Origin of the sequence: Massilia eburnea (genome assembly GCF_009720745.1) — a bacterium.
In the GTDB taxonomy this organism is placed as follows: domain Bacteria; phylum Pseudomonadota; class Gammaproteobacteria; order Burkholderiales; family Burkholderiaceae_D; genus Rugamonas; species Rugamonas eburnea.
Genome location: NZ_WNKX01000001.1, coordinates 214,332 through 236,991 on the forward strand (window position 1 = coordinate 214,332; position 22,660 = coordinate 236,991).

Genomic DNA, 22,660 nt, shown 5'->3' on the forward strand with positions numbered 1-22,660 from the left:
CAAGGGTCTGACCCGCGTGTGCTGGCGTTGCTGGATTTTGCTGGCATCCTGGGCGGATCAGGCCGAGGGGGCGGCGTTGGGGTTCATGGCGTCGGCTTGCTCGGCGGCGCAAACGGCGAGGATGGCTTCGGCGTCCTGGGCGCGCAGTTGCTCGGCGGCTTGGGCGCCCAAGGCTTCGGCGTCGGTGGCGGCGCCGGTGACTTCGGCGCGGGCGACGCGGGTGCCGTCAGGGGTAGCGACCATGGCGCGCAGGTGCATCTGGCTGCCGTCTACCTTGGCGAAGGCTGCCAGCGGGACCTGGCAGGAGCCGCCAAACACCTTGGAGACCTTGCGTTCTGCCGTCACGGCTTGCGCGGTCGGCAAGTCGTTCAACGGCGCCAGGATGGCTTTCATGTCCAGGCCGTCCTTGCGTTCTGCGATTTCGATCGCCATCGCGCCCTGCCCTGCGGCCGGCAGCGAATCTTCCGGCGCCAGCAGCGATTTGATGCGCTGCGGCAGGCCAAGGCGTTTCAGGCCGGCGGCGGCCAGGATGATGGCGGCGTAATCGCCGCGGTCCAATTTGCCCAGGCGGGTATCCAGGTTGCCGCGCAAAGGCTTGATGACCAGCTGCGGGTAGCGCGCCGAAATCAGGGCCTGGCGACGCAGGCTGCTGGTGCCAACGATGGCGCCGGCCGGCAGGTCGGCCAGCGAGGAGTAATCGTTCGAAACGAAGGCGTCGCGCGGGTCTTCCCGTTCCAGCACTGCCGCCAGGGCGAATCCTTCCGGCAGTTCCATCGGTACATCCTTCAGCGAGTGGACGGCCAGGTCGGCACGGCCCTCTGCCATCGCCACCTCCAATTCCTTCACAAAAAGGCCCTTGCCGCCTACCTTCGACAGGGCGCGATCGAGGATCTGGTCACCCCGGGTTGTCATGCCCAGGATCTCGATGCTGCACTGCGGATATAATTGAGACAAGCGCGCGCGAACATGCTCGGCCTGCCACATGGCGAGGCGGCTTTCGCGCGATGCGATCACCAATTTGGAAGGGTGCTGTTGGGCCATTTCGGGAGTATTCAAAACCAGTTCTTTCGCTGTTGCTAGCGCCAAACCGGCGTTCACCAGTTTATTGCGCATGATTGGGACCACAAATTCTAGCATGCGCGCCCCTATGCAGACTGCGGCCACAAGCCTTTTGCACGACCATTCTTATCTTTTGATTGATTAACTATGGCAAATCAAGTAAGTGCAACAGACGAACAAAACCAGAGCGTTGATAAAGACGCCCCATTGAAAGAAGATATCCGCCTGCTGGGCCGCCTGCTGGGCGACGTCCTGCGGGAACAGGAAGGCGAAGAAGTATTCGCCGTCGTCGAGACCATTCGCCAGACCGCCGTCCGCTTCCGCCGCGAAGCCGATGCCGGCGCCGCCAAGGAACTGGACGGCATGCTGAAGATCCTGACGCGCGAGCAGACCATTACGGTGGTGCGCGCCTTTTCCTACTTCTCCCACCTGGCCAATATTGCGGAAGACCAGCATCACATCCGCCGCCGCCGCGCCCACCTGCTGGCCGGCTCGGCGCCGCAACGGGGCAGCATCAGCTTTGCGCTCGACAAGCTGAAAGAATCCGGCGTCGAACTGGACACCGTGACCAGCTTCTTCAAGGAAGCCTTGATTTCCCCCGTCCTGACCGCCCACCCGACCGAGGTGCAGCGCAAGTCCATCCTGGACGCGGAACACGATATCGCCCGCCTGCTGGCCCAGCGCGACCTGCCGCTGACGCCAAAAGAGAGCAGCGCCAACCTGCACATGCTGCGCGCCCGCATCGCGACGCTGTGGCAGACCCGCATGCTGCGCTACTCCAAGCTGACCGTGGCCGACGAAATCGACAACGCCCTGTCCTACTACCGGATCACCTTCCTGCGCGAGCTGCCAGCCCTGTACGACGATATCGAGACCGAGATCGCCGAGCATTACGGCCCTGCGCCTGCCATCGACGCTTCGTACGTGCAGATGGGCAGCTGGATCGGCGGTGACCGCGACGGCAACCCGAACGTCAACGCCGGCACCATGCAGCACGCGCTGGAACGCCAGGCCACCACCATCCTCGACTTCTACCTCGACGAAACCCACGCCCTGGGCGCCGAGCTGTCGGTGTCGACCCTGATGATCGGCTGCTCGGACCAACTGCAAGCCCTGTCCGACGCCTCGACCGACACTTCCGACCACCGCAAGGACGAGCCTTACCGCCGCGCCCTGATCGGCATGTATGCCCGCCTAGCCGCCACTGCGCGCGCCCTCGGCGCCACCAATATCCTGCGCAAGGAAGTCGGCCATGCCGAGCCATACCCTTGCCCTGCCGATTTCTCGGCCGACCTGCAGGTGCTGATCGATTCGCTGGACGCCAACCACGGCTCCGTGCTGGCCCGCCCTCGCCTGACCACGCTCAAGCGCGCGGCCGACATCTTCGGCTTCCACCTGGCATCGCTGGACATGCGCCAGTCGTCCGACATCCACGAGCGCGTGCTGGCCGAGCTGTTCGCCAAGTCCGGCGTACAGGCCGACTACTCGGCGCTCGACGAAGATGCCAAGGTCAAGCTGCTGCTGTCGGAGTTAGCGCAACCACGCCTGCTGTATTCGCCGTACATCGACTACTCGGACGAGACCACCTCGGAACTGACCATCCTGCGCACGGCGCATGACATCCGCCAGCGTTACGGCAAGCGCGCCATCCGCAACTACATCATCTCGCACACCGAGACCGTGTCCGACCTGCTGGAAGTATTCGTCCTGCAGCAGGAGACCGGCCTGCTGCGCAAGGGCGCCGATGGCGAATACATCTCGGACCTGATGGTGATCCCGCTGTTTGAGACCATCCCCGACCTGCAGCGCGCTGCCGGCATCATGGAAACCCTGATGGCGGTGCCGATGGTGCAGAAGCTGATCGCCAAGCAGGGCATGATCCAGGAAGTCATGCTGGGATACTCCGACTCCAACAAGGACGGCGGCTTCATGACCTCCAACTGGGAGCTGTACAAGGCCGAACTGGCCCTGGTGGAGATCTTCGCCAAGGCTGGCGTCAAGCTGCGCCTGTTCCACGGCCGCGGCGGCACCGTCGGCCGCGGCGGCGGCCCAAGCTACGAGGCGATCCTGGCGCAGCCGAAAGGCACCGTCAACGGCCAGCTGCGCTTGACCGAACAGGGCGAAATCATCGCTTCCAAGTTCTCCAACGCCGAAATCGGCCGCCGCAACCTGGAGCTGCTGGTCTGCTCCACGCTGGAAGCGAGCCTGATGCCCCAGCCGGCCGATGCCTGCCACGGTCCACGCCTGGCCGGCTTCGAAAAAGCGATGGCGGAAATCTCCGAACTGGCTTACAAGGCGTACCGCAACCTGGTGTACGAAACCCCGGGCTTCACCGACTACTTCTTCGCGGCCACCCCGATTGCGGAAATCGCGGAACTGAACCTCGGTTCGCGCCCGGCTTCCCGTAAATCGACGCGCCGCATCGAAGACTTGCGCGCCATCCCCTGGGGCTTCAGCTGGGGCCAGTGCCGCCTGCTGCTGCCGGGCTGGTACGGTTTCGGTTCCGCCATCGCCGCCTGGATCGCGGCCGGCAACAAGGAAGAACGCACCGCGCAGCTGCGCGACATGTTCCAGCACTGGCCGTTCTTCGCCACCCTGCTCTCCAATATGGACATGGTGCTGGCCAAGACCGACCTGGCGATCGCCTCGCGCTACGCCGAGCTGGTGACGGACAAGGAACTGCGTGAACGCATCTTCAAGCGCATTACCGAGGAATACCACCAGACCCTCGGCTGCCTGGAGGCGATCACCGGCACCACGGACCGCCTGGCAGGCAACCCGCTGCTGGCGCGCTCCATCACCAACCGCTTCCCTTACCTCGATCCGCTGAACCACCTGCAGGTGGAACTGATCAAGCGCCGCCGCGCGCTGGGTAATGAGGAGGACAGGCTCGATCCGCGCGTCAACCGCGGCATCCACCTGTCCATCAATGGCGTTGCTGCCGGCCTGCGCAACACCGGCTAAACGCCTTTGGCAAACGGGCCCGGAAAATTTCCGGGCCCGCTTAGCAAAAAATCTACAGATAAGTCATAATCATGCGCTTCCATATGAGGAGATCGTATGTTCCGCCTGACGCTGTTAGCTGCACTGCTGTTGCCCTCCCTCGCCCTGGCTGAAGACCAGGTCCGCAAGTTCGATACCTTCTACGGCATCAATGTCAAAGGCCCGGTGAGCGTCTACGTTGAAGTCGGCAAGCCGCAATCGGTGACCATCAGCGGCGAGCCGGATTTCATCCGCCGCATCAACGCCGACGTCAATGGCGGCGTACTGCGCGTCGTGTACGACGAAACCAAGCGCACCTCCAACAAGGAAAACAACCGCATCACCGTGACCGTGCCGGCGCTGACCAGCTACCGCATCCTCGGTGCCGGCGAATCGCGCGTGACCAATATCAGCGGCGAACGGATCGACATCAGTTTTGAAGGCGCCGGCGCCATGTACGCCAGCGGCAAGGTCAAACTGCTGCGCATGAAATCGCAGGGCGTGGGCCAGGTCACCCTGAAGGACCTGCACGCCGAACGCGCCGACATGGACGTCAACGGCATGGGCGACCTGACCGTCTACGCCAGCGATACCCTGAACCTGGTCGCCAACGGCATGGGCAGCATCAAGTACTTCGGCCACCCCAAGCATTTCAACAAATCGGCCAATGGCCTGGGCAGCATCACCGCCGGCGACTGATCAGACGCGCACCAGCCGCGCGTGGGGCAGCTCGCGCGTGGCGACATAGCCCATCGAACGGTAAAGCCCCTGCGCCCGGGCGTTGGCCGCGCCGACATGCAGCATGGGGCGCACGCCCTGCTGCTGCATGCCATACATGATGTATTCCACCAGCCGCCGTGCATAGCCTCGCCCCGTGAAGTCAGGATGGGTGCACACCGCACTCACCTCGCGCAGCTGGCCCAGGTCCATGCGTTCCCCGCTCAGCGCAATCAGCCTGCCGCCTTCATCGTGCATGCCGGCGTACTTGCCCATCTCACCTGTGCGCGAGCGGAAGTAACCGGGAAAGGCGATATTGGTCAGCTCCACCATCGCCGGATCATCGGCAGCCAGCACGCGGATTGCGGAGGCGTCGGGCGCCTCGACGGGACCGCCTTCGTACACCATTTGCAGCACACCGGACAGCGGCTGCAGCGACCAGCCCTCCGGCAGCGATGGCATCGCACCAAGAAAATAATAGCCGTCGCCCACGCCGGCCAGGTCCTCTGCGGACAGCGTCACACCCTGCTCCGCCACCGCGCAAAACGGCGCCACCTCGGCCGGATAGCGGCAGGCCGCACCTGTCGGAATGTTAAAATGTTGCTGTGCGCTATTCAGCGCGGCCCAGATCGGGTTTTCCAATTCCTGCATGTGAGTTCCAATGTCTAATTTCCCAGCCTGCCCAAAATGCCAGTCCGAGTATACCTATGAGGACGGCGATAACTTTGTTTGCCCTGAATGCGCCCACGAGTGGCCAAAACAGGCCGCCGAAGCAGCTCCCGAAACCGCACGCGTCTACAAGGACGCCGTCGGCGCCATCCTGCAAGATGGCGACACCGTCACCGTGATCAAGGACCTGAAACCAAAAGGCTCCGGCGGCGTGATCAAGCAAGGCACCAAGGTCAAGAACATCCGCCTGGTCGACAGCGACCACGACATCGACTGCAAGATCGACGGCTTCGGCGCCATGAGTCTGAAATCGGAATTTGTCCGCAAGGTCTGACCATTACAATTTGAGAATATTTTCTAACAATATTCCCGTATAGTCTCCGGAAACAATTCTCATTTCCGGAGACTGCCCATGAAGTCTGCTTCGCTTGCGCTGGCCATTGCCCTGGCCCTGCCCTTCGCCGCCACCTACGCCGCCGGTCCGATGGGTGAAGGAAGGTCAGAGTCCAGTACCATGACCGGCATTAACGCAGCAGGTGAATGGGTCGGCGAGATCAAGGATGAAGATGGCCGCCGCCGCGCCATCCTGATGTCCCATGGCCGGCATATCGAACTCGGCACCCTCGGTGGCAGCGACAGCACCGCCAATGCCGTCAACAACCAGGGCGTCGTCACCGGCGGCGCACTCACCGCCGGCAACGCCTGGCACGCCTTCCGCTACGACGAAGCCCTTGGCATGCGCGACCTCGGCACGCTGGGCGGCACCAGCAGCGTCGGCACCGCTCTCAATCAGTCCGGCCATATCGTCGGCTATGCCGACACCGCGGACGGCAACTACCACGCCTTCGTCGACACCGGCATCACGATGCTGGACCTGGGCACCTTCGGCGGCAAGAACAGCTACGCCACCGCCATCAACGGCGACGGCTACGTGGTCGGCGCCGCCCAGCTGCCGAACGGCTACCGCCGCGCCTTCCTGTACAAGCCAGGCAGCGGCATGATCGAACTCCCCACGCTGGGCGGCCGCGTCAGCGTAGCGACCGGCGTGAACGACCACGGTGTCGTCGTCGGTGCATCTGAAATGCCCGACCGCAGCTGGCATGCCTTCATGTACGAGCATGGCCGCATGATCGACCTTGGCGCCATGATCGCCCAGGGCTCCAGCTTCGCCAACGGCATCAACAACCACGGCGATATCGTCGGCACCGTACGCATCAAAGACCACGATGCGCCGCACACCTTCATTTACAAGAACGGCCAGATGCAGGTACGCTCGGGATATGAAAGCCTGTACCTGACCCGCGACATTACCGAAGACGGCACGGTGATCGGTTCGTCCTACACAGGCCACGTGCTGAAATCCAATTCACTCGATTCGGCACGTCCGGACCATGGGCTCAAGCCGGTTGACTGGCTCACCCTCGGTTTCCTGGCCATTATCGCGGCCGTGGCAGCGTTCAAAGTGCGCGACCGTATTCGCAAAGGATTCGACTTCGGCATCAAGATGCTGTCGCTGGCATGATGCGCAGCGCTTCCCTGAAATTGTCCGCGCGCCTGGCCCCCGTATTGGCGCTGGCTGCTGCGCTGTTGGCGGGCGCAGCCCAGGCCGGCCCGTTCGGCGGATCGATGTCCGAATCCATCGTCGCCAAGGACACGAACCCGGCCGGCGACACGATCCTCGAGTCGATCACCGGCTACGGCGCCCGGCAAGCCTTCCTGCGTTCCGGCGGCCAGCGCTACGACATCGGCACGTTTGGCGGCGAAGAAAGCACGGCAGCCGCGATCAACGGCGCGGGCGTCGTCACGGGCTCCGCCCAGGCGGCCGACTTCACCTGGCACGCCTACCGCTTCGACAAGCGCAACGGCCTGCGCGAACTCGATACGCTGGGCGGCGCCAGCAGCGCGGGCACCGCAATCAATGAACAAGGCCACATCGCCGGCCATGCGGACACTTACGACGGCAGCTACCACGCTTTCATCGACACCGGCATCACCATGCTGGACCTGGGCACTTTCGGCGGCAAGAACAGCTACGCACTGGGCATTAATGACCATGACGTTGTAGTGGGAGCCGCCGACCGCGCCAATGGCTTTCGCCGCGCCTTCATGTACAAGCCCGGCATCGGCATGATCGAGATCCCGGACGTCGGAGACCGACACAGCGTCGCAATGGCCGTCAACGATCACGGCGTCGTAGTCGGCACCATGCAGATGCCAGATCGCAGCTGGCACGCATTCAGCTACGACGGCCTGCGCACAGTGGACCTGGGTGTGATGATGAACCGGGGGAACAGCTTCGCCACCGCAATCAACAACAATGGCGACATCGTCGGCAACGTGCGCGTCTGGGGCCGCGACGCCCCGCTGGTTTTCGTGTACAGCAAAGGCCAGATGCAGGTGCGCGACAACTTCGGCCGCTTCGATCTCGCCCGCCGTATCACCGACGACGGCCAGATCATCGGCGCCGGCGCCATGGCAAGGCAAATGCGCGCAGCGCGCGTCGCGCACAACAAAGTGGAACCGCTCGGCTGGCCAGCGCCGGTGGACATGCTGACCTGCGCCTTCCTGGCTGTGCTGGCAACATTCTTCCTCTACAAAATCCGCGAACACCTGCGTGAAGGCATCGACTTCAGCAAGCGCTTGATGCTCTCCATCGCATGAAGATTTACGCACTCCTGCTGTTCATTCTCACGGCCGCCCTCACCGTGTCACCTCGCGCCAGCGCCTGCATCAACGAAATTGGCACGAACCACCGGGGCGAACGCATCTCGCCAATAAGTTACACAGGGCAGAATCTAAAGCCTTACCTGGCCACTCGAACAAACAAAGACAATTTGATCGCCTGGTCGCACAGGACCGTGGCGGCGACGCGCAAATCGCCTTCGTTCGATAATCTGATCAATCTATCCGCTGTCCTGATCCGATTCGGAAAACTTCCTGAGGCGGTGAAGCTTCTTCAATTCGTGGAGCAGAAGTATCCGGGCAATTACCAAACCGCTTCCAACATCGGGACTGCATACGAACTATTGGGGCGAAATGAAGATGCACTCAAATGGATCGTCGAGGGAGTGAAACGAAATCCCGAAGATCACTTCGGAACTGAATGGCTGCATATCCAGATCCTGAAGGCGAAATTGGGGCAACACCCAACGCCAGCACCAGGCCACTCTATTCTCAATCTCGATTTCGGCAATGACGCAATGCCGATACGGCCAGCGGCTCTACCATTCGGGAATGATGGCAAACAGCTTTCCTTATTTGCGGTCGGATATGCGCTGCGCTTCCAATTGCTGGAGCGGATAGAATTCGTCGCTGCGCCAGATCCAATGGTGGCTGGGATGCTGCTCGATTGGGCCAACCTTGAATTGCTTGCGGGTGCCGTGGAAACGGCCGATGTGCTGTATGACGCAGCCCTGCGATATGGCAGTTCAGAACGAACATTGATCGCGGCTCGTAAGAACGAGGTGAAACGAATTCTTGCGCAAGCAGGAACGAATGCCTCGCCCAAGGATGGGGAGTGCGAACTTTGCAACCCTCCTCTATTGAGAACTGAGCGCTAGGGAGGACATCATGTCACGATCCAAGATGGCAACCATCGTGCTTGTCCTCGTCATCCTATACTCAGGTGCTTACGTCGCTTCTCGATGGCGAGGCTTTATCGTCATGTATGACAGCCATTTCAAGGAAGATCGGATATCGGTCCGTGCTACCGGGCCAGGGATTGACGTGCGGACGAACCAACGCGGGCAATTGAAGAACCTGATCAATCCGTATGTTTTCAGGTTCTTTCTTCCCTTAGCAAAACTCGAGGACTTGGTCCGTGGTGGGAAAGCTCCGTATTAAGGACGCGGCTGGCGCGCGACATGCACCAGGCTTGTCATCGCATCCACGTACAGCGTGTTGTCGTCTGCGTAAAGCGGAAGCAGCGGCGTGACCGAAACCTGATTCAGCTTGGTCTTGCGCAGTTGCCCGCTGGCCGGATCCTTGAACACTGCGTAAGGTACGTCCTGGATTACGTACGGCTGGCCGTTGACATGGCCGATGATCATCAGCACGTGACCCGGCACCACGACAAGATCGCCCACCTCCGCTTGGGATAGCGCTTTCACGCGCGCCGCGTGGCTGTCGTCGGCGCTGAACAGGCGATGGTTCAACGATGCGCTGCTGCCTTGCAGGCCGGCGTTCGGTGGCAGGATCACGCCCATGCTGCGATACACCTCACCTGTCAATCCACTGCAATCACGCGCGTTGAACTGGTGTCCCCAGCCATAACGCTCGCCGAGGAATTTGAACGATTGGCGGATGATATTGGCGCGCGTCAGCGGCAGGTAGCCAGGCGCGGTATCGGCAGTGCGCCGCAGTAGCGCGTTGTTGAAGGCCAGCGAGCCGTCCGGCTGGCGTACCGGCAGCCGGACGGCCCACGAAGCGTAAGTACCGGCGCCGTTGACAGTTTCCCCTGGCAGCACTTCCGCATCGGGCAAGCTCACGCCCATATCAAGATCAAGCTGCGACACCTGCGGCGCTTCCGGTGTGAACACCGTACGCACCTGGTCGCCGGTGACCACCCTGCCCGGCTGCGCCTTGGTATAGCCGAAAACGGTTTCCGCCGCCCCAATGCCGATGTCGCTGCGCTTCACCCAGCCTGGGCCCTGGGTGCTGAACACCAGCAGCCACTGCTGGTCCGCGCTCTCATGGGCGACAATCACCGCTTCGCCCGGGAACAGGATGCCGCCCGTCAGGCTCTCATAATCGCGGTTGTCGCCGGAGGCGTAGAACGCGCGTTCCGACGGCAGCGTGCGCAGTGCTGTGCGGCGCACGCTCAGGCCGTGGCGCGCGGGCACGGTAGGGGGCACACGCTCCACTGCGGTATTCTGCCGCAGCGATTGCAGCAGCGCTTCTGACACTGGCTGGCCGGCCTCGTCGACTGCCAGCTTGACCGGCGACTGCTCCGCCTCCTTCACCCAAGTGGCAATTTGCGCCTGGCTCAAAGCAGGTGGGATGGCGGTCAGGTCGAACAATCCGCCTTGCGGGCCATAAACACGCCGGCGCTGCTCCGCAGTCTGCCTTGCGTCAAGCAGAACTGTGTTGGCGGCCGGGGCACGGCGTATCCAGAATTCAGGCGACAGCATTTCCTCATTAAATGCCGGCACCCCTGAGGGCGAGACGGTGGGCAGCACGACGGCAATTGCCGGGCCGGCCGCCACGGCTGCGGCGACCATCAACGACAGCAATCTCAATTTCATGCGCAATGTCCTCCCTTTAATGTGCTCGGCGACATTAATGTATATCAGCCTGCGCAAACGTGCTGACGGCATAAAAAAAGTAGGCCGAGGCCCCGTCTTTACCAATCTCGCAGACAGCGATGCTTATTGCACCTTGATCTTATACACTGCGATCGGATTCGTGCCGGACGCATAAATGTAGCCGCCGTTCGCATGAATCTCTCCGATATAACCGATCGCATTGAATTTGTACGTACCGTCGAGATTCACAGCGCCCCTTGACACCATGATATCGGTGACATTGGCAGGACTGATGCGGACAATGCCAGGCACGCCGCTAGAGGTCTTCGACACAAAGTACAAATTGCCCTGCGCGTCCGCAGTCATATTCATCATCGTGTCAGGGACAGTAATCGTGGTGACTACGCCGGCTGGGGTGATCTTCCGGAGTCCACTGACGCTGATCAAATCGCCGCTCACATACAGATTTCCGTTGGAATCGAGTGCCATCGACTGAATAAAGCTGCTGAAATCGAAGGACGCAGCCACGCCAGTACCATCGCTCTTTCCCTTAACGCCCGAGCCGGCAAGCGTCGTCACCACGCCAATATTCGAAATCTTCCGGATCGCCATATTCGTACGATCAGCGACGTACACGTTCTCGGATGCGTCCACGACAATTCCGCCTACATCGCCAGTTTCGGCCAAGGTGTCAGTGACATACACATTGTCGGTGGCCGTTCGCGTCAGGCGAAGGACCTGCGACTGGTCTGCAGTTTTCAAGACCGAAACGTAAATAAAGCCAGACGGAGCGACTGTAACTTTCCGGACCCTTAAGCCATCAATGCTCGCCCCGGTCGCATGATCCAGGAAAACCGCACGATGCATAATGCCTGCCGGATCAATGCGCATCAACTCCTCAGAGATGACCACCATTTCCGATCCGTCACTCTCAATCGAGAACGAATCGTAACCCCAGCTCGAGTCCCTGTTTCCGATATAGGTCGAGAAGGTCGCTTTCGTCAGCGGGCCATTGCATTTCAATGCAACATCGCTGACGTTGCTATTGATTACCGCTGTTCCCCTGTCAACGGTGCAGTCATAACCCTTCGGTTGTGCTTTCACCTTGACGTCGTAGCTGGATCCCGCCGCCAGATAGGTCCTGCCTTCGCTGAATTTGAAACTGGTGTCTCCAGCTGCCAGCGTTACGGTGCTGCCCTTTCCATCTTCCAGCACAATTCCTTCTGGCACCGGCGCCATGCTGGAGCCAGCCAAAGAATAGGTGACTACTGGCTGGGCTGGAGCTTGGGTGCTGCTGCCACCACCGCCACCGCCGCATGCCACCAGGGTCAATGCCGCCAGGCTGACAGCGACGTGCTTCGAAAGACAATTTTTACGCATAGATCTCGAGAAAAAGTGTTTGAATGAAAAGTTAATTCTGAAAAACCATTTATGTTATCAGAAAGAAATCATTACAGAAATGCAAATACCGTTATGGAATGCATATTGCACTTTTTGTGGGACTTTTTGACAACACCCCAGCCCGACCGGGATGCCGGGACAAAAAAAGGAAGCCGAAGCTTCCTTTCTTTAGCTCGCCGACCGGCGATTATTTCTCGGTCAGGAACGTCTTCAGCTTGTCCGAACGCGAAGGCTGGCGCAGCTTGCTCATGGCCTTGGCTTCGATCTGGCGGATACGTTCGCGGGTTACGTCGAACTGCTTGCCCACTTCTTCCAGCGTGTGGTCGTTCGACATTTCCACGCCATAGCGCATGCGCAGGACCTTGGCTTCGCGCGGGGTCAGGGAGTCCAGCACTTCCTTGATCACATTGCGCATCGATGCGTGCAGCGCGGCGTCCAGCGGCGCCAGCGTGGTGTTGTCTTCGATGAAGTCGCCCAGCTGGGAATCGCCGTCCTCGCCCATCGGGGTTTCCATGGAAATCGGCTCCTTGGCGATCTTCATGATCTCGCGCACCTTGGACTCCGGCATTTCCATCTTCTGCGCCAGGGTCGCCATATCCGGCTCGGAACCGGTTTCCTGCATGATCTGGCGCGAGATGCGGTTCATCTTGTTGATCGTTTCGATCATGTGCACCGGCACGCGGATGGTACGGGCCATGTCCGCGATGGAGCGGGTGATCGCCTGGCGGATCCACCAGGTCGCATACGTCGAGAACTTGTAGCCGCGGCGGTATTCGAACTTGTCCACCGCCTTCAGCAGGCCGATATTGCCTTCCTGGATCAGGTCGAGGAACTGCAGGCCGCGGTTGATGTACTTCTTCGCGATCGAGATCACCAGGCGCAGGTTGGCCACGGTCATTTCGCGCTTGGCGGTACGCGCACGCTTTTCGCCGGCAGCCATCTGCTTGTTGATCTTGCGCAGGTCGGCCAGCGGCAGCGCCACGCGCTCCTGCAGGTCGATCATCTTGTTCTGCAGTTCCTTGATGGCAGGGACGTTACGGCCCAGCACCGCGCTGTATGGATAGCCCGCGCTGACTTCGCCGTCCACCCAATCCAGGTTGGTTTCGTTGCCCGGGAAGACCTTGATGAAGTGGGCGCGCGGCATGCCGCAGCGGTTCACGCACAGTTCCAGCACGGCGCGCTCGATCGAACGCACCTGCTCCATCTGGCCGCGCAGGGTGTCGCACAGCTTTTCCACCACTTTCGCGGTGAAGCGGATGCCCAGCAGCTCGTTGGAGATGATGTCCTGCGCCTTCAGGTAAGCGGCATTGCCGTAGGCGGCCTTGCGCATCTTGTCGTACTGGGACGAGATCAGCGCGAACTTGGCCAGCGCGTCTTCTTTCAGCTGCGCCAGTTGCTCGGTGGAGTAGCCGGCTGCGCCGCCGTTGACGTCGCCGTCCTCTTCCTCTTCGTCCAGCTCTTCCTCTTCCTCGTCTTCATCGGAAGCGGCAGCGACCACCTTGGCAGGCGCCGGCGTTGGCGCGTCTTCATTCAGGTCGACAAAGCCGTCCACCACGTCATCCACCTTCATTTCGTCTTTTTCGATCTTCTCGGCCAGGGCCAGGATTTCGGAAATGGTGGTCGGGCAGGCGGAAATGGCCTGGATCATGTCGCGCAAGCCGCCTTCGATCCGCTTGGCGATTTCGATCTCGCCCTCGCGGGTCAGCAGCGCCACGGCGCCCATTTCACGCATATACATGCGCACCGGGTCAGTGGTGCGGCCGAAATCGGAATCGACGGTCGACAGCGCGGTGGCGGCAGCGGCTTCCACTTCATCGTCGCTGGCGGCGGTTGGCACGTTATCGGACAGCAGCAGCGCTTCCGCATCCGGCGCGCGCTCGTACACGGCGATGCCCATGTCGTTGAAGGTCGCGATGATGCCTTCAATCGCTTCCGGATCGACAATGTTTTCCGGCAGGTGGTCGTTGATCTCGGCATAAGTCAGGTAGCCGCGGTCCTTGCCCAGGTTGATCAGGTTCTTGAACTGGGTGCGGCGCTTTTCCAGCTCCTCGGCGTTGGCGCCTTCGGTCATGCCGAAAGCATCCATACCCTTGGCCTTGCGCTCGCGCGCCTTGGACGCTGCCTTCAGTTCGGCGCGCTCCACCGCGTTCAGCGCCGCCACTTCATCGTTCTCAGGGGTGAATTCGCTCGGCTTGCGGCCGCGGCGGCCCGGCACCTTCACTTGCGGCAGCAGGTAGCCGGACGTGTCGATCGATGCCAGCACGGCGGCGTCGCGCACTTCGGTCACGGCGGCGGGGCCAGTGGTCACGGTCACCGGCGCTGGTTCGGCGGCCTTTGGCTTGCGGCCGCGTTTTGCAGGCGCTGGAGCCGGCGCTTCTTCGGCGATCACTGCCAGCGACACCGGCTTGGCAGCGGCGGTCTTGCGGGCGCGGGTCTTCACGACCGGTTCGTCGGCCACTTCCACTGGCGCTTCAGCGGCCGGCACGGCGGCCAGGCGGCGGGATTTTTTGACAACAGTGACTTTGCCTGCTTCCTCTTGAGCGTTGTCGATCACATAGGAAAGGCTGGTTTTCGGCACGGCCAGCGGAGCGCTGGTGGTGGCAGATCCAGTGGATTTCTTGGCGGACAACGTCAGGGTCTTAGGTTTCGTCATTCAATATCTCTCTGCGCGCGCCCGAAGGTGCGCTTGGTCGAAGGCTCGGTTGTTCAGGGATAATCGGGAAAAGAAAAAGCCCGCTTGACCGGGCTCGATTCCGATGATTCAGTGATTAGAGAGGGCACATGCCCTGGAACTGGTCTACGAAGGGCGGCGTGGCCCCGGCCGAAAACTCTTTACCAAACTGAATTCGCACCGTCCTGCATTTGGTGCGTCTGTCATTATACAAGGATTTGTACTGCACTGCACTCATTAAATCGATAGCAAAACAACATCATGAGTCAAAACACAATGCTGTTCGGGGGCGCGTCGTGGTATGCTGGCGGCTCTTGATTAACCTATGAAGTCGATGAACACTAGCACTACCCCTCAGCCGCCGGCCGAAGAACAATCCGCCGCACCTGCCGCTCCAAATTCCGCACGCGCCCTGCTCAAGCAATTGCAGCAACAGTTTGCTCCCTTCCGCGACAGCCTGCCGCTGTCGATCGGCATCGACAAGCAACTGATCGCCGCGCAGCCGGAACTTAACCGCAAGCTGATGCGCGCCGCCCTGGGCATCCACACTTCCTCGCAGCGCTACCTGCGGGCGATGGAAAAAGCCACCGTGCGCTACAACCTGGATGGCAGCACCGGCGCTGAAGTCACCGACGAACACCGCAAGCACGCCAAGGAAACCCTGGCGGAGCGCCACAAGAAAGAAATGGAACGCCGCAAGGCCGAACGCGCCGCCGAGCGCGAGGCCGCAGCCGCCGTGGAAGCCGACCGCCGCCGCGCGGAGAAGCTGCAGGCGCTGACCGCCAAGTTCTCCAAGAAGTAATGAGCGACGCGCCGGAAGCCGTCTCCGAGCTGCCGCCGTATGATGGCATCCGGCTGGCAGATATCCGGCTCGTCAAATCCGCTGCCGATGCAGAGGCTGCGCAAGCGGCCCTGCTGGCGGCCGATGCCATCGGTTTCGACACCGAATCCAAACCCACCTTCGTCAAGGGCGAGAGCTCGGATGGCCCGCACCTGATCCAATTTGCCGATGACCGGCAGGCGTGGCTATTCCAGGTTGGCGACAACTTTCCCCACCTGGCTGCGGTCAAGGCAATCCTTGAATCGGATATGACGCTGAAGATCGGCTTCGGACTGTCCGACGACATCAAGCGCGTGCGGGCCAAGCTGGGAATCGAACCGTTGAAAGTGGTCGACCTGGGCGTGGTGCTGCGTGTCCCAGGGCAGAAGAATGACCTGGGCGCCAAAAGCGCTGTCGCCAAATACTTCGGCCAGACGCTGGCCAAGTCCAAGAAGATTTCGACCACCAACTGGGCGGCGCCGCGCCTGAACGAGAAGCAGATTCTCTACGCCGCGGATGATGCACAGGTTGCGCTGCGCGTGTACCGCCACTGGATCGGCATCGGCAATGTGCTGCCGCCGATCAAACCGCCCAAGCGCCCCAAAACCAGTAAACCAGCCGGATAGGCCGTCCCGCCATACCCGCAGGGTCAGACACTCGGCCCGCGGCCGCTGCTGGTTTTGGCGAGCATGCCGAGAACAGCCACCGCCCCTTCATCCCAAGCCTGCCCGTAATTCAGCCGGATACAGTTAGCGAATCTCCGCTTCGCACTAAACATCGGCCCCGGCGCAATACTGATCCCCTGCCCCAACGCCAGGCGATGCAGTTCCAAAGCATCCACCGATTCCGGCAGCACCACCCACAGAAAATAGCCGCCCTGCGGCTGCGTCACCCGCGTCCCAGCCGGAAAATGCGCCTCGATCGCCGCCAGCATCTTCTGCAACTGCCCCGCCAGCGCAACCCGCAGCTGGCGCAAATGCCGCTCATACCCACCCTGCCCCAGGTACTCAGCCAGCGCCAGCTGCGAAGGCATCGCCGCCGCCAAGGAGGTGGTCAGCTTCAAGCGCTCCACCTGCCGCGAGAAACGCCCTGCCGCCGCCCAGCCAACACGGAACCCCGGCGCCAGGCATTTCGAAAACGAACTGCAATGCATGACCAGGCCCTTGCTATCGAACCGTTTCGCCAGCGCCGGCCGCTGCGCCCCAAAATACAGCTCGCCATACACATCATCTTCAACCAGCGGCACATCGTGCGCCGCCAGCAGGTCGACCAGCGCCTGCTTTTTCTCCGGCGGCATCAAGCTGCCCAAAGGATTCTGAAAGCTCGTCATCAGCCAGCAGGCGCTTGGCTTGTGCTGTTCCAGCGCCGCTGCCAAGGCGCCAAGCTCGATACCCTCGCGCGGATGCGTCGCCACCTCCACCGCCTTGAGCCCAATGCGCTCCAGCGCCTGCAAGGCCGCGTAGAAGCTGGGCGACTCCACCAGCACCGTATCGCCCGGCCGCGCCACCGCCTGCAGGCACAGGTTCAGCGCCTCCAAAGCGCCGTTGGTGATGACGATATCGTCCGGCGCCACCTGCACGCCATCCAGCTGGTAGCGCAAAGCGATCTGGCGCCGCAATTCCGCATTCCCCGGCGACAGGTCCGCCACCGTGCTCCATGGATCGATATGACGCATGCTCGAAGCTACCGCACGCCCCAGCTTATTGAGTGGGAACAGCAAGGGACTCGGGAAGGCCGAGCCCAAAGGCACGATATCCGGCGCCCGGCTCGCCTCCAGCACCTGGAAAACCAGCTCGCTGACATCGACCAAGGTGGAAGCAGCATCGGGACGCGAGACCTCTGGCTCCGGTGTCGCCAACGCCCGCCGCGCGGCCACGTAATAACCCGACCGCGGACGCGACTCGATCAAGCCGCGCGCCTCCAGCTGGTAGTAAGCCTGGAACACCGTTGACGGACTGACGCCGCGCCGCTCCTGCTGCTGGCGCACAGAAGGCAGCTTCTCGCCCGGCCGCAGCACCCCGGCCGCCATCAAGCCTGCCAGCTCGTCGGCCAGCGCTTCATACAGCTTCAATCTGATACCCTCGCTCCATGGCTATTCTGAGCCTGTTATTCTTTGCCTTGCAGGCGTATCCTTAACGCACCCACAAGAAAAACGGATTCATCATGCGAATTTTCTCACGCATTTTGCCACTTGGCGCCCTGCTGCTGGCCAGCCACGCACTGGCTGCCCCGGGCGAACTGAAAGACACCATCGAACAGCGCGTCGCCGCCTGCGTCGCCTGCCACAAAGCCAACGAAACAGGCGACGCATTCTTCCCGCGTATCGCCGGCAAACCAGCGGGCTACCTGTACAACCAGCTGCTGAACTTCAAGGAAGGCCGCCGCCAGTACCCGATGATGACCTATATGGTCGAACAGCTGCCGGAGGCCTACCTGCGCGAAATCGCCCAATACTTCTCCGAACAACATGCCCCCTACCCGCCGCCGGCCGCCACCAGCGCCACGACGCAGATGATCGAGCGAGGCCGGGTGCTCGTACATGAAGGCGACCCCTCACGTAAAGTACCGGCCTGCATCTCCTGCCACGGCGACGCCATGACCGGCGTAACGCCATCCATCCCTGGCCTGATTGGCCTGCCGCGCGACTACATCAACGCCCAGTTCGGCGCCTGGCGCAACAAGAAACGCAAGGCGCATGCGCCCGACTGCATGGGCGAAGTGGCCAACCGCCTGAGCGAATCCGACGTGGCAGCTGTTTCCGGCTGGCTGGCCGCGCAGCCTGCCGATCCGAATATGCGCCCAGCCGCCTCCCTGCCAAAAGAGCTGCCAATGGCATGCGGCGGCATCCCCACACAGAAGAACGAAAAATGAACCGCAACACGAAAATCGCCATCGCCGTACCGCTGCTGCTGGTCGTCGCAGCGGTCGGCTTCATCTGGCCCAAACACGACAGAGGCCCGGCGCCAAGCGCAGCCTCGCTGAACATGCCGATCGCGCAAAAGGTCGCACGCGGCGCCTATCTCGCCAAGGCAGCAGACTGCATGGCCTGCCACACAACTCGCGACGGCGCAGCATTTGCCGGCGGCCGCGCCCTGCAAACCCCGTTCGGCAATGTGATCTCGCCCAACATCACCTCCGACAAAGAAACCGGCATCGGCAACTGGACCCCTGACGACTTCTGGAACGCCCTGCACAATGGCAAAGCCAAGGACGGCCGCCTGCTCTACCCTGCCTTCCCCTACACGAACTACACGGCGATGACGCGCGACGACTCGGACGCGATGTATGCCTACTTCCAGACCATCAAGCCGGTGAAGCAGGCCAGCCAGCCGCACACCCTGCGCTTCCCTTACAACCAGCAAGCCATGCTGGCCGTGTGGCGCGCGCTTTATTTCAAGCCCGCCGTATATGCGCCGGACAGCAGCAAGTCCGCAGAATGGAACCGCGGCGCCTACCTGGTGCAAGGTCCCGGCCACTGCATCGCCTGTCACAGCGAACGCAACGCACTGGGTGCGAGCGACAACAGCCTGTCGGGCGGCCTGATTCCCGTGCTGGGCTGGTACGCCCCGTCATTGACATCGGACCGCGAAGCCGGCCTGGGAGACTGGGAAGTCAAAGACATCACCGACCTGCTGAAGACCGGCGTCTCGCAGCGCGCCACCGTATTCGGCCCCATGGCGGAAGTGGTGCGGGAAAGCCTGCAGCACCTGAGCGACGAAGACGCCCGCGCCATGGCCGTCTATCTGAAATCGCTGCCGAACGAAAGCGGCAAGCGCGAACCGTATGAACGCTCAAAAGAGCCGGAAGCAGCCGCTTTCCTGGCCGCCGGCGAAAAGATCTACCGCAATCAATGCATGGACTGCCACGGCGAAAAAGGCGAAGGCATCGCGCCCCACTACCCGCCGCTGAACGGCAACCGCGCCCTGACGATGGACGAAGCGGTGAACCCGATCCGCATTGTGCTGAATGGCGGCTTCGCCCCCGGCACCGCAGGCAACCCGCGCCCCTACGGCATGCCCCCATTCGGCCACGCACTGAACGATGTAGAAGTAGCGCAAGTAGTGTCCTACCTGCGCGGCGCCTGGGACAACAATGCCCCCCCGGTCGAAAGCGTGATGGTCAACCGCCTTCGCAACGTCCCCTTGGAATAACTACGGATCAGCCCGTGTCTCACCTTGGGGTCATCACGGGGACGCCGAGTCCCGAAATGAGACACGGCCTCAACCGCGGGATACATGAGCTCGTGTCCCGATTCGGGTGTGACCCCATGGCGGGACACGGGCTCGGCTGTTTGATTACAGCATGTCGGCGAAGCCGAGGCGGTCGGTGGTGGCGTGGCGGGCGTCTTCGATGCTGACTTTCTTCTCGGCCAGCAGCTTGCGCAGGCATTCGTTCATGGTGTGACAGCCCGGAGCGTCTTTGCGTTCCATCACATTGCGCAGGTCGGCTACGCTGCCGCTTTCGATCACGGAGGCCACTTCCGGGTTGACGGTCAGGCTTTCGGTGGCGAGGTAGTAGCGGTCGCCGTCCAGCGCCGGCATCAGCGCCTGGCACAGCACGCCGCGCAGGGCGTGCGCCAGGGCTTGCCGCTGCGGCTCGGTATTGCCCAGCAGGCGGATCATTTTTTGCAGGCCGAGCTCGGTAGAGCGGGCGTGCAGCGAAGCCAGCACCAGCGGGCCGGATTCAGCCAGCGCCAGCGCTTCATGGGCAGTTTCGGCGTCGCGGATTTCGCCGATCACGATCACGTCCGGACGCTCGCGCAGCGCATCCTTGGCGCCCAGGTCGAAGGTTTCCACGTCGCCGTCAAAGCCGACTTCCCGCTGCGTGATCACGCATTTGCGCTGCGGGATCAGGGTTTCCACCGGGTCTTCAATGGTGATGATGTGGCCGGAACGGTTCTTGTTGATCTCGTCCAGCATGGAGGCGATGGTGGTCGACTTGCCCTGGCAGGTATCGCCAATGATCAGCACCAGGCCGCTGGACAGTTGTGCAAACTTTTCTTCCGCCGGGCGCAGGCCCAGGCTCGACAGCGCCAGCGGTTCTTTCGGGAAGCGGCGGATCACGCAGCCCAGGCGTTTCTTGCCCTGGAAGCTGAAGCAGTTGGCGCGGATGCGGGCGGTGTGCAGGTCGATGGCGCGGTCGAAGGCACGGTCCTGGATGCGTTCGCGCCAGTTCGGTTCCACCACTTCAAAGAATTCTTCCAGCTCTTCACGCGTGATCGGCGAATCGGTCACGGCCACCAGGCCCTTTGGCTGGCGCAGCAGCAAGGGACTGTTCTGGTGGATCAGGATGTCGGAAAAGACCAGTTTGGAGTTCAGCAGGTGCAGGATTTGCTCGACGAGGGTGCCAAAGACCGGGTGGTCTTCGTTCTCGATATACGTAAGGGTGCGAATTTGCGAGGTTTCCATATTGCCTGTGCTCTCCATTGGGTTCGCATGATTCTATTTCATTGCTATATGGAAGGTAAGTGGCTAGTGAACAACATTTATTTCGGATACTCAAAGCCGGTGCGGATATCGTAGGGGAAACTGCGGCCGCGCTCGGTTACCGTCAGGCGCTGCGGCGGCTCTTCCCCCGCCAGCGCGCGCGATTTGACGTGCAAGCCCTCGCCTTCGCGGATCAGCTTGTCGGCCCGCTCATAGACATTCTGGCAACCGGTTTCGGCGATCAGCGCCTGGACGATGGCGATTTTCCACGCTTCCACCGCGGCGGACTGGAATTGGCACACCAGGTAGCCATCCTTGCCGCCATAACTTTCCACCAGCAGGCCGGACAGGCCATCCTCGTCGCCCAGCACGATCGGCACCAGTTCGTCCGGACGGGCCGCCTGCAGGGAATGCATGCGGCGGGCGATCGCCGCCCGCACCCGCCGTTTCACCAAAGCGTGGTCGACTGGCTCGTCTTCGCGCAGGGTCCAGACGCGGGCCGCAATCTGAGACTTGGCGTTATAGGCAGCGCGGGCCAGGAATTTACGGGACGAAGTGAGGACCGTGGCGGTCGCGCCTAGCTTGTTTTTCTCTGCGGGCCTGCCGTCCACGCGCTCGATGGCGGACGGGTAGATATACGGGTCGCCGGCAAGGATGGACTTTTCCTTGCCCTGTTTGATGATGATTGTAAGCATGGGCGAAATGATACAGGAGCGACGCCCATCCCCCCGGAATTGCATTCTGTTCCGCTGTGGGCGCGTCCTGTCGCTTAGCCCGCGCGCCCTTGCGGCGGGGCGGATAAGATTTCATCATCGAACATCGATTTACAGAGGAGAACACGATGAACATGTCTGCTGCAGTGCGCAATGCCCTGATCGCCGCTTCCGTCTTTGCTGCCGCCGCCCCGGTTGCAGTCGTCTCCGCTTCCCCGCTGGGCTGGTTTGCGGGGGAACGCGTCCAGGGCAATGGCAATATCTCCAAGCAGGCTCGCGAGGTTTCCAACTTCAACGCACTTGGCCTGGGCGTGCCGGGCAATGTGGAAGTGCGCATTGGCAATACCGACAGCGTAACCATCGAGTCGGACGACAATATCCTGCCGCTGATCGAAACTGTGGTGGAAGAAGGCACCCTGAAAATCCGCCCCGTTCGCCGCAACCTGCAACTGGATACCCGCAATTTGAAAGTTGTCATCACGGCCAAGAAACTGGAGCGCATTGCCGTCGGCGGCTCCGGTTCCGTCGATGCGGAGGGCCTGCGCGGTGGCAAACTGTCCTTCGACGTCGGCGGCTCCGGCTCCATCAACCTGCGCAATATCGAAGGTGAGTCGGTTTCGGTGTCGCTGGGCGGCAGCGGCAACCTGAAGGCGTCCGGCTCGGCCGATAAGCTGAAGGTGTCGATCGGCGGCTCCGGCAAAGTCAGCACCGGCCAGTTGGCGACGCGCGAAGCTGCGGTCAGCATCGGCGGCTCCGGCCAGGCGACCGTGTGGGCGAAACAGGCGCTCTCGGTCAGCGTGGCGGGTTCGGGCGACGTGAGTTATTACGGCGACCCGCAGGTGACCAAGAATGTCATGGGTTCCGGCACCGTCAAGCGCCTGGCCGGCGGTCCGAACTGATCCTAGTACCGATGCCGGGTGCCTAAGAAAAAACCCGCACAATGTGCGGGTTTTTCATTC

19 protein-coding genes are annotated in these 22,660 nt (G+C 61.7%); 11 read left to right on the plus strand and 8 right to left on the minus strand.

Annotated elements, in window-relative coordinates:
- Nucleotides 1-57: 57 nt before the first annotated feature.
- Nucleotides 58-1,041, minus strand: a complete 984-nt coding sequence (gene hemC, locus GM658_RS01035) for a hydroxymethylbilane synthase (RefSeq protein WP_155452155.1) — start codon at nt 1,039-1,041, stop codon at nt 58-60.
- Between the two features lie 165 nt (nt 1,042-1,206).
- Here hemC and ppc point away from each other — a divergent pair, with 165 nt between their 5' ends.
- Nucleotides 1,207-4,023 (plus strand): phosphoenolpyruvate carboxylase, encoded by a 2,817-nt coding sequence (ppc, locus tag GM658_RS01040; RefSeq protein WP_155452156.1) that lies wholly within the window; start codon nt 1,207-1,209, stop codon nt 4,021-4,023.
- A 96-nt stretch (nt 4,024-4,119) separates the two neighbouring features.
- Entirely contained in the window at nt 4,120-4,740 is a 621-nt protein-coding gene (locus GM658_RS01045; protein WP_155452157.1) for a GIN domain-containing protein, read from the plus strand.
- Here GM658_RS01045 and GM658_RS01050 read toward each other — a convergent pair whose 3' ends face one another.
- Complete coding sequence (locus tag GM658_RS01050; RefSeq protein ID WP_155452158.1) at nt 4,741-5,409, minus strand: GNAT family N-acetyltransferase; 669 nt, start codon at nt 5,407-5,409, stop codon at nt 4,741-4,743.
- A gap of 10 nt (nt 5,410-5,419) precedes the next feature.
- On the opposite strand from GM658_RS01050, the gene GM658_RS01055 reads away from it, so the two are divergent.
- The 4 genes from GM658_RS01055 (at nt 5,420) to GM658_RS01070 (ending at nt 8,987) form a co-directional block, all read left to right on the plus strand.
- On the plus strand, nt 5,420-5,761 hold the full coding sequence (locus tag GM658_RS01055) for a zinc ribbon domain-containing protein YjdM (protein ID WP_155452159.1): 342 nt from the start codon (nt 5,420-5,422) through the stop codon (nt 5,759-5,761).
- A 78-nt stretch (nt 5,762-5,839) separates the two neighbouring features.
- Nucleotides 5,840-6,949: an HAF repeat-containing protein gene (locus GM658_RS01060; protein ID WP_155452160.1), complete on the plus strand. Its 1,110-nt coding sequence runs from the start codon at nt 5,840-5,842 to the stop codon at nt 6,947-6,949.
- Nucleotides 6,946-8,088 carry an HAF repeat-containing protein gene (locus GM658_RS01065; RefSeq protein WP_155452161.1) on the plus strand — a complete coding sequence of 381 codons (1,143 nt, stop codon included), beginning with the start codon at nt 6,946-6,948 and terminating at the stop codon, nt 8,086-8,088. Before GM658_RS01060 ends, GM658_RS01065 begins: the two co-directional genes overlap by 4 nt.
- A complete protein-coding gene (locus tag GM658_RS01070; RefSeq protein WP_155452162.1) occupies nt 8,085-8,987 on the plus strand; it encodes a tetratricopeptide repeat protein in 903 nt (300 codons plus the stop codon). The genes GM658_RS01065 and GM658_RS01070 overlap by 4 nt, the downstream gene beginning before the upstream one ends.
- A 279-nt stretch (nt 8,988-9,266) precedes the next feature.
- Here GM658_RS01070 and GM658_RS01075 read toward each other — a convergent pair whose 3' ends face one another.
- The 3 genes from GM658_RS01075 to rpoD all read right to left on the minus strand — a co-directional run bounded on the left by GM658_RS01075 (nt 9,267) and on the right by rpoD (nt 14,724).
- Entirely contained in the window at nt 9,267-10,670 is a 1,404-nt protein-coding gene (locus GM658_RS01075) for an SH3 domain-containing protein (RefSeq protein ID WP_155452163.1), read from the minus strand.
- Between the two features lie 123 nt (nt 10,671-10,793).
- Nucleotides 10,794-12,050, minus strand: coding sequence for an NHL repeat-containing protein (locus GM658_RS01080; RefSeq protein WP_155452164.1), 1,257 nt, complete (start codon nt 12,048-12,050; stop codon nt 10,794-10,796).
- Between the two features lie 208 nt (nt 12,051-12,258).
- Complete coding sequence (gene rpoD, locus GM658_RS01085) at nt 12,259-14,724, minus strand: RNA polymerase sigma factor RpoD (RefSeq protein ID WP_155452165.1); 2,466 nt, start codon at nt 14,722-14,724, stop codon at nt 12,259-12,261.
- Between the two features lie 343 nt (nt 14,725-15,067).
- Between rpoD and GM658_RS01090 the strand changes: the two genes are divergently transcribed.
- Nucleotides 15,068-15,544: a ProQ/FINO family protein gene (locus tag GM658_RS01090; protein ID WP_155452166.1), complete on the plus strand. Its 477-nt coding sequence runs from the start codon at nt 15,068-15,070 to the stop codon at nt 15,542-15,544.
- Nucleotides 15,544-16,188, plus strand: a complete 645-nt coding sequence (locus GM658_RS01095; protein WP_155452167.1) for a 3'-5' exonuclease — start codon at nt 15,544-15,546, stop codon at nt 16,186-16,188. The genes GM658_RS01090 and GM658_RS01095 overlap by 1 nt, the downstream gene beginning before the upstream one ends.
- A gap of 23 nt (nt 16,189-16,211) precedes the next feature.
- Here the strand turns inward: GM658_RS01095 and GM658_RS01100 are convergent, their stop codons facing one another.
- Complete coding sequence (locus GM658_RS01100) at nt 16,212-17,633, minus strand: aminotransferase-like domain-containing protein (protein ID WP_155452168.1); 1,422 nt, start codon at nt 17,631-17,633, stop codon at nt 16,212-16,214.
- A gap of 92 nt (nt 17,634-17,725) precedes the next feature.
- On the opposite strand from GM658_RS01100, the gene GM658_RS01105 reads away from it, so the two are divergent.
- Both GM658_RS01105 and GM658_RS01110 read left to right on the plus strand, forming a co-directional pair.
- Nucleotides 17,726-18,433, plus strand: coding sequence for a c-type cytochrome (locus GM658_RS01105; protein WP_155452169.1), 708 nt, complete (start codon nt 17,726-17,728; stop codon nt 18,431-18,433).
- The gene (locus GM658_RS01110) at nt 18,430-19,713 is read left to right on the plus strand and encodes a c-type cytochrome (protein ID WP_155452170.1); all 1,284 of its coding nucleotides are present in this window, start codon (nt 18,430-18,432) and stop codon (nt 19,711-19,713) included. Before GM658_RS01105 ends, GM658_RS01110 begins: the two co-directional genes overlap by 4 nt.
- A gap of 144 nt (nt 19,714-19,857) precedes the next feature.
- Here the strand turns inward: GM658_RS01110 and GM658_RS01115 are convergent, their stop codons facing one another.
- Together GM658_RS01115 and GM658_RS01120 are read right to left on the minus strand one after the other, a co-directional pair.
- Nucleotides 19,858-20,970, minus strand: a complete 1,113-nt coding sequence (locus tag GM658_RS01115; RefSeq protein WP_155452171.1) for a type IV pilus twitching motility protein PilT — start codon at nt 20,968-20,970, stop codon at nt 19,858-19,860.
- Nucleotides 20,971-21,047: 77 nt separating this feature from the next.
- Nucleotides 21,048-21,683 carry a class I SAM-dependent rRNA methyltransferase gene (locus GM658_RS01120; protein ID WP_155452172.1) on the minus strand — a complete coding sequence of 212 codons (636 nt, stop codon included), beginning with the start codon at nt 21,681-21,683 and terminating at the stop codon, nt 21,048-21,050.
- Nucleotides 21,684-21,829: 146 nt separating this feature from the next.
- On the opposite strand from GM658_RS01120, the gene GM658_RS01125 reads away from it, so the two are divergent.
- The gene (locus GM658_RS01125) at nt 21,830-22,600 is read left to right on the plus strand and encodes a head GIN domain-containing protein (protein WP_155452173.1); all 771 of its coding nucleotides are present in this window, start codon (nt 21,830-21,832) and stop codon (nt 22,598-22,600) included.
- Nucleotides 22,601-22,660 lie beyond the last annotated feature (60 nt).

Excerpts from the sequence above, each read along its gene's own strand:
- GM658_RS01090 (WP_155452166.1), top strand. The coding sequence starts at position 15,068 with ATGAAGTCGATGAACACTAGCACTACCCCTCAGCCGCCGGCCGAAGAA.
- GM658_RS01055 (WP_155452159.1), top strand. The coding sequence starts at position 5,420 with ATGTCTAATTTCCCAGCCTGCCCAAAATGCCAGTCCGAGTATACCTAT.
- GM658_RS01125 (WP_155452173.1), top strand. The coding sequence starts at position 21,830 with ATGAACATGTCTGCTGCAGTGCGCAATGCCCTGATCGCCGCTTCCGTC.
- GM658_RS01075 (WP_155452163.1), bottom strand. The coding sequence starts at position 10,670 with ATGAAATTGAGATTGCTGTCGTTGATGGTCGCCGCAGCCGTGGCGGCC.
- GM658_RS01045 (WP_155452157.1), top strand. The coding sequence starts at position 4,120 with ATGTTCCGCCTGACGCTGTTAGCTGCACTGCTGTTGCCCTCCCTCGCC.
- GM658_RS01065 (WP_155452161.1), top strand. The coding sequence starts at position 6,946 with ATGATGCGCAGCGCTTCCCTGAAATTGTCCGCGCGCCTGGCCCCCGTA.
- GM658_RS01095 (WP_155452167.1), top strand. The coding sequence starts at position 15,544 with ATGAGCGACGCGCCGGAAGCCGTCTCCGAGCTGCCGCCGTATGATGGC.
- GM658_RS01060 (WP_155452160.1), top strand. The coding sequence starts at position 5,840 with ATGAAGTCTGCTTCGCTTGCGCTGGCCATTGCCCTGGCCCTGCCCTTC.
- GM658_RS01110 (WP_155452170.1), top strand. The coding sequence starts at position 18,430 with ATGAACCGCAACACGAAAATCGCCATCGCCGTACCGCTGCTGCTGGTC.
- GM658_RS01105 (WP_155452169.1), top strand. The coding sequence starts at position 17,726 with ATGCGAATTTTCTCACGCATTTTGCCACTTGGCGCCCTGCTGCTGGCC.
- ppc (WP_155452156.1), top strand. The coding sequence starts at position 1,207 with ATGGCAAATCAAGTAAGTGCAACAGACGAACAAAACCAGAGCGTTGAT.
- GM658_RS01070 (WP_155452162.1), top strand. The coding sequence starts at position 8,085 with ATGAAGATTTACGCACTCCTGCTGTTCATTCTCACGGCCGCCCTCACC.
- GM658_RS01050 (WP_155452158.1), bottom strand. The coding sequence starts at position 5,409 with ATGCAGGAATTGGAAAACCCGATCTGGGCCGCGCTGAATAGCGCACAG.
- GM658_RS01115 (WP_155452171.1), bottom strand. The coding sequence starts at position 20,970 with ATGGAAACCTCGCAAATTCGCACCCTTACGTATATCGAGAACGAAGAC.
- rpoD (WP_155452165.1), bottom strand. The coding sequence starts at position 14,724 with ATGACGAAACCTAAGACCCTGACGTTGTCCGCCAAGAAATCCACTGGA.
- hemC (WP_155452155.1), bottom strand. The coding sequence starts at position 1,041 with ATGGCCCAACAGCACCCTTCCAAATTGGTGATCGCATCGCGCGAAAGC.
- GM658_RS01080 (WP_155452164.1), bottom strand. The coding sequence starts at position 12,050 with ATGCGTAAAAATTGTCTTTCGAAGCACGTCGCTGTCAGCCTGGCGGCA.
- GM658_RS01120 (WP_155452172.1), bottom strand. The coding sequence starts at position 21,683 with ATGCTTACAATCATCATCAAACAGGGCAAGGAAAAGTCCATCCTTGCC.